This is a genomic window from Streptomyces sp. NPDC050658 (genome assembly GCF_044457025.1).
In the GTDB taxonomy this organism is placed as follows: Bacteria; Actinomycetota; Actinomycetes; order Streptomycetales; family Streptomycetaceae; genus Streptomyces.
The window spans coordinates 265704-277814 of the sequence record NZ_JBITGM010000005.1 but is presented as its reverse complement, the minus strand read 5'-3'; the positions used below and the strand labels follow the sequence as shown (position 1 = coordinate 277814).

Annotated in this window: 9 protein-coding genes and 1 riboswitch; of the genes, 5 read left to right on the top strand and 4 right to left on the bottom strand. The window is 69.2% G+C overall.

Annotation, left to right across the window (positions count from 1 at the left end; all coding sequences use genetic code 11):
- Positions 1–75 precede the first annotated feature (75 nt).
- From ACIBKX_RS19575 to ACIBKX_RS19560, 4 genes are all read left to right on the top strand, one after another.
- Complete coding sequence (locus tag ACIBKX_RS19575) at positions 76–1056, top strand: hypothetical protein (RefSeq protein ID WP_135335416.1); 981 nt, start codon at positions 76–78, stop codon at positions 1054–1056.
- A gap of 97 nt (positions 1057–1153) precedes the next feature.
- A complete protein-coding gene (def, locus tag ACIBKX_RS19570) occupies positions 1154–1804 on the top strand; it encodes a peptide deformylase (protein ID WP_363271533.1) in 651 nt (216 codons plus the stop codon).
- A gap of 377 nt (positions 1805–2181) precedes the next feature.
- A complete protein-coding gene (locus ACIBKX_RS19565) occupies positions 2182–3279 on the top strand; it encodes a multidrug MFS transporter (protein ID WP_363271532.1) in 1098 nt (365 codons plus the stop codon).
- On the top strand, positions 3276–4649 hold the full coding sequence (locus ACIBKX_RS19560; protein WP_363271531.1) for a cytochrome P450: 1374 nt from the start codon (positions 3276–3278) through the stop codon (positions 4647–4649). Before ACIBKX_RS19565 ends, ACIBKX_RS19560 begins: the two co-directional genes overlap by 4 nt.
- Here ACIBKX_RS19560 and ACIBKX_RS19555 read toward each other — a convergent pair.
- The 3 genes from ACIBKX_RS19555 to ACIBKX_RS19545 all read right to left on the bottom strand — a co-directional run bounded on the left by ACIBKX_RS19555 (position 4603) and on the right by ACIBKX_RS19545 (position 9254).
- Positions 4603–5604, bottom strand: a complete 1002-nt coding sequence (locus ACIBKX_RS19555) for a helix-turn-helix domain-containing protein (protein WP_363271530.1) — start codon at positions 5602–5604, stop codon at positions 4603–4605. The two genes, ACIBKX_RS19560 and ACIBKX_RS19555, sit on opposite strands and share 47 nt — an antisense overlap.
- 243 nt (positions 5605–5847) lie before the next feature.
- A complete protein-coding gene (locus ACIBKX_RS19550; protein WP_363271529.1) occupies positions 5848–6870 on the bottom strand; it encodes a ribonucleotide-diphosphate reductase subunit beta in 1023 nt (340 codons plus the stop codon).
- Positions 6870–9254, bottom strand: a complete 2385-nt coding sequence (locus ACIBKX_RS19545) for a ribonucleoside-diphosphate reductase subunit alpha (protein WP_363271528.1) — start codon at positions 9252–9254, stop codon at positions 6870–6872. The genes ACIBKX_RS19550 and ACIBKX_RS19545 overlap by 1 nt, the downstream gene beginning before the upstream one ends.
- Before the next feature lie 137 nt (positions 9255–9391).
- A riboswitch (cobalamin riboswitch) is annotated at positions 9392–9523 on the bottom strand.
- A 93-nt stretch (positions 9524–9616) separates the two neighbouring features.
- On the opposite strand from ACIBKX_RS19545, the gene ACIBKX_RS19540 reads away from it, so the two are divergent.
- On the top strand, positions 9617–10345 hold the full coding sequence (locus ACIBKX_RS19540) for a hypothetical protein (protein ID WP_363271527.1): 729 nt from the start codon (positions 9617–9619) through the stop codon (positions 10343–10345).
- Between the two features lie 143 nt (positions 10346–10488).
- On the opposite strand, the gene mctP is transcribed toward ACIBKX_RS19540, so the two are convergent.
- Complete coding sequence (gene mctP, locus ACIBKX_RS19535) at positions 10489–12108, bottom strand: monocarboxylate uptake permease MctP (protein ID WP_363271761.1); 1620 nt, start codon at positions 12106–12108, stop codon at positions 10489–10491.
- Between the last annotated feature and the right edge of the window lie 3 nt (positions 12109–12111).

Below are 12111 nucleotides of genomic sequence, written 5' to 3'. Positions count from 1 at the left end.
GCAGGAACGACAGCAGGCACTCCAGCAGGAACTCCAGCAGGAACTCTGGACCTCGGTAACTGGCAGGCGGGAATCGTGAGGATCTTCGGCAAGGGACGGCACCGGCCCTCCGCCTCATGGCGGCAGGCCACCGACCGCGCCTTCACGCTGATCGGCGACGGGCGGTACGAGGACGCGGGCGCGCTCCTCACGCGCGCGGCGGATCTGGAGCCCTGGCTCTCCGAGTCCTGGTTCAATCTCGCGCTGCTGCACAAGTTCCGGCACGACTGGGAGCAGGCGCGCGCCGCGGGCCTGCGCGCCGTCGCACTGCTCGACCGGTCCACCGGCGCCCCCGACTGGTGGAACGTGGGCATCGCCGCCACCGCATTGCAGGACTGGCCGCTGGCCCGGCGCGCCTGGCAGGCGTACGGGCTGCGCGTTCCCGGCGGAGTCGCCGCCTCCGGAGAGCCCACGGGCATGGACCTGGGCAGCGCCGCCGTGCGCCTGTCGCCGGAGGGCGAGGCCGAGGTGGTCTGGGGGCGCAGGCTCGACCCGGCGCGGATAGAGGTGCTGTCCATCCCGCTGCCGTCGTCCGGGCGCCGCTGGGGCGAGGTCGTGCTGCACGACGGCGTACCGCACGGCGAGCGCTCGACGGCCGCCGGGCACTCGTACCCGGTCTTCGACGAGATCGAGCTGTGGGCGCCCTCACCGGTCCCCACCTGGGTGGTCCTCCTGGAGGCCGCCACCGAGGACGACCGGGACGCCCTGGAGAAGCTCGCCGCCGACGCGGGCTTCGCCGCCGAGGACTGGTCGTCGTCCGTGCGGCTGCTCTGCCGGATGTGCTCCGAGAGCCGGATGCCGAGCGACGAGGGCGACGGGGAGCACCTGGACCCGCACGACCACAGCGAGCCCGGTCACCCCGGACCGCTCGGCCACCGCAGCCCCGGCGCCCTGTGGGTGCCCGAGCGTGAATGCGGCATCGCGGCGCCCGCCGCCCTGGTGCGCGGACTGCTCGACGGCTGGGTCGCGGACAGCCCGGACTCCCGCGACTGGCGGGACCTGGAAGAGGTCTGCTGAGCCCGGCTGCCGAGATCCGGCGGAGGCGGGACGGGACTTCCCCGTAGGCTGTACCGGCACATCTCTTGTGGGTTCTTAGGAAGGCGTACGTCGGACCATGGCGCAGGACACTGAGCAGCAGGCCTCGGGCGGGGTGCTCCCCGTCGACGACGAGGGCTTCGTCATCGACACGGAGGACTGCGAGGAGCGGGAGACCGCCCACCGCGAGCGCGGCACGTCCCGGCCCATCACGGTCGTCGGCAACCCGGTCCTGCACAAGGAGTGCAAGGACGTCACCGTCTTCGACGACGAGCTGGCGCAGCTCGTCGACGACATGTTCGCCAGCCAGCGGACCGCCGAGGGCGTGGGCCTGGCCGCGAACCAGATCGGCGTCGACCTGAAGGTCTTCGTCTACGACTGCATGGACGACGAGGGCGTCCGGCACGTCGGGGCGGTCTGCAACCCGGTCCTGACGGAGCTCCCCGCCGAGCGCCGCCGCCTGGACGACTCGAACGAGGGCTGCCTCTCCGTGCCCACCGCGTACGCCGAGCTGGCACGGCCGGACTACGCCGAGGTGACCGGGCAGGACGAGAAGGGCAACCCGATCAAGGTGCGCGGCACCGGGTACTTCTCGCGCTGCCTGCAGCACGAGACGGACCACCTGTACGGCTACCTCTACATCGACCGCCTCTCCAAGCGCGACCGCAAGGACGCGCTGCGGCAGATGGCGGAGGGCACCCCGCGCTACCCCGTCGTCGCCAACGACTGACGTACGACGGACGTTTGACCGAGTGTGACCGACGCCTGCGGCGCCTGAGCGGCGTGCGCACCGCGTGACAGCTGCGGCCCCTGGCCGGGAACTCCCTCCCGACCAGGGGCCGTTGGCATCGGCCCGCTCTGGTGTGCGAGCAGATCCGGCTGCCGGTGATCCATATTCAGTCACGTAAGGGGATTTTCTCGGCGCCGGGGGGTAGTGAATGGCGCAAATCTGTTCCCTGAACGGTCAGTTGTGGTGCTGAATGGAAAGCGCGGGGATACGCAACGGCGCGCGCCCGGTACGGCGGGAGGGGCGCGAGCCTTCGGGCGGTGGAGAGGGGTTTGTTCGTGCGTGCATATTCCGGAAGCACATCACACAAACAGCCGTGCATGAGGCCACACACACCGGCGGTATCGGTTCCACCGGCGCTGGCCGTTCCGGTGATCGAAGCAGCGTTTCCTCGCCGTCTGCACCCGTATTGGCCAAAGCTTCAGGAGAAGTCCAGGGCCTGGCTGCTCGAAATGCGGCTGATGCCCCCGGACAAGGTTGAACGGTACGCGGACAGCCTCTGCTACACCGATCTGGTGGCGGGCTACTACATTGGCGCGCCGGACGAGTTGCTCTCCGCGATAGCGGACCTCAGCAGTTGGTTCTTCGCGTGGGACGACCGGCACGACCGGGACTCCGTGCACGGCAGGGCGGCCCAGTGGCGGCGGCTCTGCCGGGGCCTGCACGGCACGCTCAACGACCCGGAGCAGTACACGCACCACAGGGACCCGCTGGTCGCCGGCTTCGCGGACTGTGTGCTGCGTCTGTACTCCTTCCTGGGTCCCAGCTGGAACGCCAGGTTCGCCCGGCACTTCCACCCCGTGATCGAGGCGTACGACCAGGAGTTCAGGAACCGGCGGTGCGGTGCGGTGCCGTCGGTCGAGGCGTACATCGAACTGCGCCGGCTCACGTTCGCGCACTGGGCGTGGATCGATCTCCTGGAGCCCACCGCGCGGTACGAACTGCCGCGTGCGATACGGAAGCATCCCGCATATCGGCGGGCGGCACTCGCGACCCAGGATTTCTCGGCCTGGTACAACGACCTGTGCTCGCTCCCGAAGGAACTCGCGGGAGACGAACTCCACAATCTCGGGATCAGTCTCATCCACTACGAGGGACTAACCCTCGAAGAGGCCATCCGTGAAGTGCACAGGCGGGTCAGCCAGTGCGTCACGGATTTCCTGGCGGCCGAGGAGGAAGCCCTGTTGCTCGCCGCCTCATTGGCGGACGGCAGCGAACAGGGGCAGGTGCTCTCGGACGCGGTGGAATCATGCGTCTTCAATATGCGGAACTGGTTCTCCTCCGTGTATTGGTTCCACCATGAATCCGGCCGCTATCGGGTGGACAGCTGGGACGACAGGTCCATGCCTCCGTATGTCACGGAAAACCACCTGACGGAAATCCCCATGGCCGAAAACGAACTGGTAGGTGAGGAATGAGCGTCGAATCCGCGATACCTGCGCCCGCCGCGCCAGGACCGCACCCGCTGCGCACGCCACCGCTCGTCAGCGGCGGCGCACCACTCATCGGACACGCCTGGCACCTGATGCGCGATCCGCTGGGATTCCTGGCCGATCTGCGGGACCACGGTGATCTCGTACGGATCAGGCTAGGACCCAAGACGGCGTACGCGGTCTGCGACCCGGAGCTCGTCGGGCACATGCTCAAGAGCCCCGAGTACGTCGTCGGGGGGCCGCTCTGGGACACCCTGGAGGTGCTCCTCGGCAAGGGCGTGGCGACCAGCAACGGCAAGCTGCACCGGCGTCAACGGCGCATGATGCAGCCCTCGTTCAGGCCCGAGCGGATCGCCGGCTACGCCGCGGTGATGGAGGAGGAGGCGCGCGCCACGGCGGCGCGCTGGACGCCGGGATCCACGGTCGACGTGAGCGCGGAGATGTTCCGCACCGCCGTGCGGATCGTGTCCCGCTCGCTCCTGGAGGTCGACTCGATCGGCGAGAAGGCGGACCGCATCAGCGACTCGCTGCACACCGTCTTCGAGGGGCTCTACCGCCGGATGGTGCTCTCGGTCGGGCCGCTGTACCGGGTGCCGACGCAGGGCAACCGGCGCTTCCAGAACGCGCTCGACGATCTGCACGCGCTGGTCGACGAGATCATCGCCGAGCGCCGGGCGGCGGATTCGAGCCATGAGGATCTGCTGGCCGAAATGCTGCGGGCGCGCGATGAATCCGGGCAGCCGCTCAGCGACCAGGAGATCCATGATCACGTGGTCTCGCTTGTCGTCGCGGGGGCCGAGAATGTCGCGTCGACCCTGGCGTGGACGTTCCATCTGCTGACCGAACACCCCGAGCAGGAAAGGCGGTTGGTTGAAGAGGTAAATTCCGTCGCGCAGGGCCGGGAGATCACATTCGCGGACCTCAAGAACCTGCCGCACACCCGCAATGTCGTCACCGAGGCGATGCGTATACGCCCGGCCGCTTGGATATTCACGCGCCGGTCCGTCGCCGAAACGGACCTGGGCGGCTACCGCATTCCGGCCGACGCCGACATCGTCTACAGCGTGTACGCGATGCAGCGCGATCCGCGTTCCTTCGAGCGTCATCTGGAGTTCGACCCGGACCGCTGGAATCCGGAACGCGCCGGTGACGTACCGGAGTTCGCGATGATGCCGTTCAGCGTCGGTAACCGAAAGTGCCCGGGCGACCACTTCTCGTTGGCCGAACTCGCCATCATCCTGGCGACGGTGGCCCCGAAGTGGCACCTCGCACCCGTCCCGGAGACCGACACCGGGACCAAGATCGGCATCACGCTGCATCCGAAGCGTCTGGTGCTCCGGGCCGAGCCGCGCTGACGGCCGGCCCGCGGAAGGTCCTGCGATAGGCGTTCGGTGTCGTGCCGAGCGCCCGCAGGAACTGGTGGCGCATCGCCGCGGCGTTGCCGAAACCGGCCCGCCCGGCGATCGCGTCCACCGTCTCGTCCGAGCCCTCGAGCAACTCCTGCGCCAGGAGCACACGTTGGCGCAGGAGCCAGCGGTACGGCGTGGTGCCGGTCTCCTGCTGGAAGCGGCGCGCGAAGGTGCGCGGCGACATATGGGCGCGCTCGGCGAGCTTCTCGACGGTGATCTCCTGGTCGAGATGGCGCTCCATCCAGGCGAGCACCCCGCCGACGGTGTCGCACGCCGTGCGCGGCAGCGGGCGCGCCACGAACTGGGCCTGGCCGCCGTCCCGGTGGGGCGGTACGACCATGCGCCGGGCGATCGCGTTGGCGACCTCCGTGCCGTGCTCCTGGCGCACGATGTGCAGACAGGCGTCGATTCCGGCGGCGGTCCCCGCCGATGTGACGACGGCGCCCTCGTCGACGTACAGCACATCCGGCTCGACCATCGCCCGCGGATGGCGCACCGCGAGTTCCGTGGAGTGCTGCCAGTGCACGGCGCAGCGCCGCCCGTCGAGCAGTCCGGCGGCGCCGAGCACGAAGACGCCGGAGCAGACGGAGAGCACACGGGCGCCACGGTCCACCGCGCGGCGCAGCGCGGCGAGCAGCTCCTCCGGGTATTCACGGTGCACGAACGACTGGCCGGCGGGCACGGCGATCAGATCGGCCTCCTCCAGTCGGTCGAGCCCGTACGGAGTGGTGATCGAGAACCCCGCGTGGTTGCCCAGCGGCCCGTCCTCCGCGGCGACCACCGCGAAGTCGTAGACAGGAAGCCCCTCGTCGCTCCGGTCGAGGCCGAACACCTCGCAGACGACGCCGAGTTCAAAGGGATTGACGCCGTCGAGCAGCACAGTGGCAACGTTCTTCAGCATGTACGCCAGTGTGCCGCGCCCTTGGCAGTAAGTCGACGGTGTGTGGCAGTACTGCCACTGACGCGATGGTCCGGCGCGGACGACAGTGAGGACATGAACACATTCCTCGGATACGTGACCGCCCTGGCCGTCTTCCTCCTCCTGGCCGCCCCGTCCCTCGTCGGGCACGTCCACGACCGCCGCATCGACCGTGAGCTGCGCGAGGCCCCCCGCGCCCCACGCAGCCCACGGAAGCCGGACGGTCTAGAACTCGTCGTCGAAGGAGACCGAACCCTCGACCGCGACCTGGTAGGCCGACGGGCGCCGCTCGAAGAAGTTGGTCAGCTCCTGGACACCCTGGAGCTCCATGAACGAGAACGGGTTTGACGAGCCGTAGACCGGCGCGAAGCCGAGCCGCTGAAGCCGCTGGTCGGCGACGCACTGGAGGTACTCGCGCATCGAGTCGGTGTTCATGCCGGGCAGGCCGTCACCGCACAGGTCGCGCGCGAACTGCAGCTCGGCCTCGACGGCCTCCTTGAGCATGTCCGTGACCTGCGTCTGGAGCGCGTCGTCGAAGAGCTCCGGCTCCTCCTTGCGGACGGTGTCGACCACGTCGAAGGCGAAGCTCATGTGCATCGTCTCGTCGCGGAACACCCAGTTGGTGCCGGTCGCGAGTCCGTGCAGCAGACCCCGCGAGCGGAACCAGTAGACGTACGCGAAGGCACCGTAGAAGAAGAGGCCCTCGATGCACGCGGCGAAGCAGATCAGGTTGAGCAGGAAGCGGCGCCGGTCGGCCTGCGTCTCCAGGCGCTCCAGCTTCTCCACCGAGTCCATCCACTTGAAGCAGAACTCGGCCTTCTCGCGGATGGAGGGGATCTCCTCGACCGCGTCGAACGCGGCGGCGCGGTCCTCCGGGTCGGGCAGATAGGTGTCGAGCAGCGTCAGATAGAACTGGACGTGCACGGCCTCCTCGAAGAGCTGACGGCTCAAGTAGAGCCGCGCCTCGGGGGAGTTGATGTGCTTGTAGAGCGTGAGCACCAGGTTGTTGGAGACGATCGAGTCACCCGTCGCGAAGAACGCGACCAGACGGCCGATCATGTGCTGCTCGCCGGGCGAGAGCTTGGCGAGGTCGGCGACGTCCGAGTGGAGGTCGACCTCCTCGACGGTCCAGGTGTTCTTGATCGCGTCCCGGTAGCGCTCGTAGAAGTCGGGGTAGCGCATGGGGCGGAGAGTCAGCTCGAAGCCCGGGTCGAGAAGGTTCTTCTCGCTGTTGGTCGTGTTGCTCATTACTGGCAGGCCTCGCAGGACTCGGGGTTTTCCAGGGAGCAGGCGACGGCGTCGGGGTCGGTCACCTGCTGGGGGACGGGGGCGGTGGTGGCGTTCGAGCCGCCGGCCGCGCGGGCGATGCGGGTGGCGGGGCGCGAGCGCAGGTAGTACGTCGTCTTCAGGCCCTGCTGCCAGGCGTACGCGTACATCGAGGAGAGCTTGCCGATGGTCGGCGTCTCCAGGAACAGGTTCAGGGACTGCGCCTGGTCCAGGAACGGGGTGCGCGCGGCGGCCATGTCGATCAGGCCGCGCTGCGGGATCTCCCACGCCGTGCGGTACAGCGCACGGACGTCGGCCGGGATCCAACCGAAGCCCTGCACCGAGCCGTTGGACTCGCGCAGCGCCTCACGGGTCTGCGCGTCCCATACGCCGAGCCGCTTCAGCTCCTCCACCAGGTAGGCGTTGACCTGGAGGAACTCACCACTCAGCGTCTCGCGCTTGAAGAGGTTGGAGACCTGCGGCTCGATGCACTCGTAGACGCCCGCGATGGAGGCGATGGTGGCGGTCGGCGCGATGGCGAGGAGCAGCGAGTTGCGCATGCCGGTCGCGGCGATACGTTCCCGCAGCGCGGCCCAGCGCTCCGGCCAGTTGAGCTCGACGCCGTAGTGATCTGGGTGCAGAACGCCGCGCGCCGTGCGGGTCTTCTCCCAGGCGGGCAGCGGGCCGTTGCGCTCGGCGAGGTCCGCGGACGCCTCGTACGAAGCGAGCATGATCCGCTCGGCGATACGGGTGGAGAGCGCACGCGCCTCGGGGGAGTCGAACGGCAGCTTCAGCTGGAAGAAGACGTCCTGGAGGCCCATCGCGCCCAGGCCCACCGGCCGCCACTTGGCATTCGACCGTCCGGCCTGCTCGGTCGGGTAGAAGTTGATGTCGACGACACGGTCGAGGAACGTGACGGCGGTGCGGACGGTCGCGTCGAGCCGCTCCCAGTCGATGCCCTCGCCGGAAGGCAGGACGAACGCGCCGAGGTTCACCGAACCCAGGTTGCAGACCGCCGTCTCGCCGTCGTCCGTGACCTCCAGGATCTCCGTGCAGAGGTTGGAGGAGTGGACGGTGTGGCCGGGCTCCGCCGTCTGGTTGGCGGTGCGGTTGGCGGCGTCCTTGAAGGTCATCCAGCCGTTGCCGGTCTGCGCGAGGGTGCGCATCATGCGGCCGTACAGATCGCGGGCCGGGATGGTCTTCTTCGCGAGCCCGGCGGCCTCGGCCGCGCGGTACGCGGCGTCGAACTCGTCGCCCCACAGGTCGACGAGTTCGGGCACGTCGGCCGGCGAGAACAGCGACCAGTCCTGGTCGGCGGCGACCCGGCGCATGAACTCGTCCGGGATCCAGTGCGCGAGGTTGAGGTTGTGCGTGCGGCGCGCGTCCTCACCGGTGTTGTCGCGCAGCTCCAGGAACTCCTCGATGTCGGAGTGCCAGGTCTCCAGGTAGACCGCGGCGGCGCCCTTGCGGCGACCGCCCTGGTTCACGGCGGCGACCGAGGCGTCCAGCGTCTTCAGGAACGGCACGATGCCGTTGGAGTGGCCGTTCGTGCCGCGGATCAGCGAACCCCGGCTGCGGATACGGGAGTACGAGAGGCCGATGCCGCCCGCGTGCTTGGAGAGGCGCGCGACCTGGTGATAGCGGTCGTAGATCGAGTCGAGCTCGTCCAGCGGCGAGTCCAGGAGGTAGCAGCTGGACATCTGGGGGTGGCGGGTGCCGGAGTTGAAGAGGGTGGGCGAGGACGGGAGGTAGTCCAGTCGGCTCATCAGGCGGTACAGGGCGGCGACTTCGTCCACGGCGCGGTCGCTGCCGTCCTCCGCGAGACCGCTGGCCACGCGGAGCATGAAGTGCTGCGGGGTCTCGATGACCTGCCGGGTGATCGGGTGGCGCAGGAGGTAGCGGCTGTGCAGGGTGCGCAGGCCGAAGTAGCCGAAGCGGTCGTCGCCGTCGAGGTCGATCAGCGCGTCCAGGCGGGCCGTGTGCGCGGCCACGAACTCCTGGGTGCGGTCGGCGATCAGGCCCTCGCGGTGGCCGACCGCGATCGAGCCGGAGAAGGACGTCACGCCCTGCGAGGCCGCTTCCTCGCGGATGCCGATGGTGAGCAGCCGGGCCGCGAGCCTGGAGTACGCCGGGTCCTCGGAGATGAGCCCCGCGGCCGCCTCGGTGGCCAGCGTACGCAGCTCCGCCTCGTCGGCCCGGGCGGACCGGCCGCGCAGCGCGGCGGCGGCGACCCTGCCGGGGTCGGCGTCGGGGAGGTCGGCGGTGAGGTCGGTCAGGGTACGCAGCAGCGCGGTTCCCGGTCCGTCGGCGGTCTGCTGACCGCCGGTGGTCTGCGCTGACGCAGGTTCGGCTGGCGCGATGGTCACGTGGAGCACTCCCTCGCTCGGCTCAGAGCCTGGGGGAGGGGTGAGGGGCACACGGGCGACCGGCCCCGGACAGGGCTGTGTTCCGCGTCCACCAGCCCATTCCACGAGGCCCGGACGTCGTCGGCACCCGGACCGGACGGAACGGGTGCGCTGTCGGCAGGTCCTCGGACTCATGAGTACGGCAAATGCGTACTCATACACCGTTGCGGGACAGTTCCGGACTTGCACCGGATTCCCCTGCGGCGGCAGCGAGCACGAGCATACATCTTGTGCTGGCTCTGAGCGGCAGCCCCACATCTTGTGTCGGCGCGGCTATCCCCTAGGGTGGCGCCCGAACTGATCGCCGAACAGGGGGAGGCGCGGTGCGAGGGCGGGGTGCGGGCTGTGCGGCGGTGCTGCTGTTGGCGCTCGCCGGGTGCGGGGACGGCGGGCAGGAGGCGCAGGAGGCACCGAAGCGGGCGCCCACGGCAGCGGCAGGTGTCGACGGCGACGTCGATCCCGGCAAGGTGTTCACGGACGCCGAGTTGAAGGCGGCGCTGCTTCCGGCGCGGGCGGTCGGCCCGAAGGCGGAGGCGATCGAGGCCGGCGTGGGGCGCTTCAACCAGCACTACGGGGGCGGAGACTGGGGCGCGTGCGATCGGGGCGCCAAGGCGCGCGCGGAGCTGTTCGCGATGCGGGGGAGCAGCGCCGGACACATGATCCGCGGCTTCCCCGGGGCGGTCGCCGACGACGGGGACCCCTTCGTCACCCAGAGCCTGGTCTCGATGCCGACCGGGCGGGCCGAGCGGTACGTGGAACTGCGCAGGCAGCTCCACACGGCGTGCCCCGGCGTCACCGTCGACACCGAGGCGGCTCCGGTCGAGGAGCATCGCGAGGCCCGCGAGCTGCCGGACCTGGGCGACGAGGCGATCCTGGAGACCACGCGGACCACGGGCGGCGACGAGTACGACGGGACCCCGCACTACGAGGTCGAGGCGCGGGTCGGCGGCGTCCTCGTGATCGTCGGCGCGGGCACCGACAAGGACCTGACGGTCTCTTCGGCGGCCAAGGCGGTGCAGCGGGTGCGCGCGGAGCTGTACAAGGCCTCGTGAGGCGCACACGGCTGCGGGCCGCCGGATGGCTCCGGCGGCCCGCATGACGTACGTACGAAGCGATCACGTACGTACGAAGCGATCACGTACGTACGAAGCGATCACGTACGTACGAAGCGATCACGTACGTACGAAGAAGAGGCTCAGTGCCCGCCCGCTCCCGCCGTCGCCTTCGGCAGTTCCTGGACGACGCCCGGGTCGCCCGCGTCCGCCGTGTAGTCCTCGGGAGAGGTCTCGTCGACGCCGTCGGGGGCCTTCACAGCGCGCAGGACGAAGGTCATGACCACCGTCACGATGACGTTCAGGACGAACGCCGTCAGGCCGATGTAGCCGATCTCGCCGATGCCGGGGATCTCGTCGGACGAGCCGCCGAAGTGCTTCTGCGTGGGCGAGGCGACCCCGTACGCGGCGAGCGTGCCGTAGGCCATGCCGACCGCCCAGCCCGCGAGCAGCGCCCAGCGGTGGAACCACCGCGTGAACAGGCCGCCGACCAGCGCGGGCATGGTCTGCAGGATCCAGATGCCGCCCAGGAGCTGGAAGTTGATCGCGACCGTCTTGTCCATGGTGAGGACGAAGGCGAGCGCGCCGACCTTCACCAGGAGCGAGACGAGCTTGGAGACCTTGGTCTCCTGCGCGGGTGTCGCGTCCGGCCTGATGAAGTCCTTGTAGATGTTCCTGGTGAAGAGGTTCGCGGCGGCGATCGACATGATCGCGGCGGGCACGAGGGCGCCGATGCCGATGGCGGCGAACGCGACGCCGGTGAACCAGTCGGGGAACATGTTCTCGAACAGCTGCGGGATCGCCAGCTGGCCGTTCTCCACCTTCACCCCGGCCGCGATGGCCATGAAGCCGAGCAGCGCGAGCAGGCCCAGCATCAGGGAGTACAGCGGCAGGATCGTGGTGTTCTTGCGGATCACGTTGCGGCTCTTCGAGGAGAGCGTCGCCGTGATCGAGTGCGGGTACATGAAGAGCGCGAGCGCGGAGCCGAGGGCCAGGGTCGCGTATGTCCACTGCCCGGCCTCGCCCGGCGCGAGGCCCGCGACGGGCTTGCCCGCCGCCTCGTTGGCCGCCGAGAACTTGTCGCCCGCCGCCTGGAAGATCTCGTCGAACCCGCCCAGCTTGATCGGGATGTAGATGATCGCGACGGCGATGACGAGGTAGATCAGACCGTCCTTGACGAACGCGATCAGGGCCGGGGCCCGCAGACCCGACGAGTACGTGTACGCGGCGAGCACCGCGAACGCGATGAGCAGCGGCAGGTCCTTGATGAACCAGTTGGTGTCCGGCCCGCCGCCGACGCCCATGACGTCGAGCACGGCCTGGATGCCGACCAGTTGGAGCGCGATGTACGGCATCGTGGCGAGGATGCCGGTGACCGCGACGGCCAGCGAGAGCCCCTTGGAGCCGAAGCGCCCGCGCACGAAGTCCGAGGTCGTCACATAGCCGTGCTTGTGCGAGACCGACCACAGGCGCGGCAGGAAGGTGAAGATCAGCGGGTAGACGAGGATCGTGTACGGCACCGCGAAGAAGCCGGCCGCACCCGCCGCGTAGATCGCCGCGGGGACGGCGACGAACGTGTACGCCGTGTAGAGGTCGCCGCCGAGCAGGAACCAGGTGACCCAGGTGCCGAACGACCGTCCGCCCAGGCCCCATTCGTCCAGGCTCTGCTCGTTCTCGGCCTTGCGCCAGCGCGCGGCCATGAAGCCCATGACCGTCACGGCGACGAAGAAGAAGATGAAGACGGCGAGTGCGACGCCGTTCACGCC

What these genes read in the sequence shown, in the direction of transcription:
- ACIBKX_RS19565 (WP_363271532.1), top strand. Translation starts at nt 2,182, where the DNA reads ATGAGGCCACACACACCGGCGGTATCGGTTCCACCGGCGCTGGCCGTT.
- def (WP_363271533.1), top strand. Translation starts at nt 1,154, where the DNA reads ATGGCGCAGGACACTGAGCAGCAGGCCTCGGGCGGGGTGCTCCCCGTC.
- ACIBKX_RS19550 (WP_363271529.1), bottom strand. Translation starts at nt 6,870, where the DNA reads ATGAGCAACACGACCAACAGCGAGAAGAACCTTCTCGACCCGGGCTTC.
- ACIBKX_RS19555 (WP_363271530.1), bottom strand. Translation starts at nt 5,604, where the DNA reads ATGCTGAAGAACGTTGCCACTGTGCTGCTCGACGGCGTCAATCCCTTT.
- ACIBKX_RS19560 (WP_363271531.1), top strand. Translation starts at nt 3,276, where the DNA reads ATGAGCGTCGAATCCGCGATACCTGCGCCCGCCGCGCCAGGACCGCAC.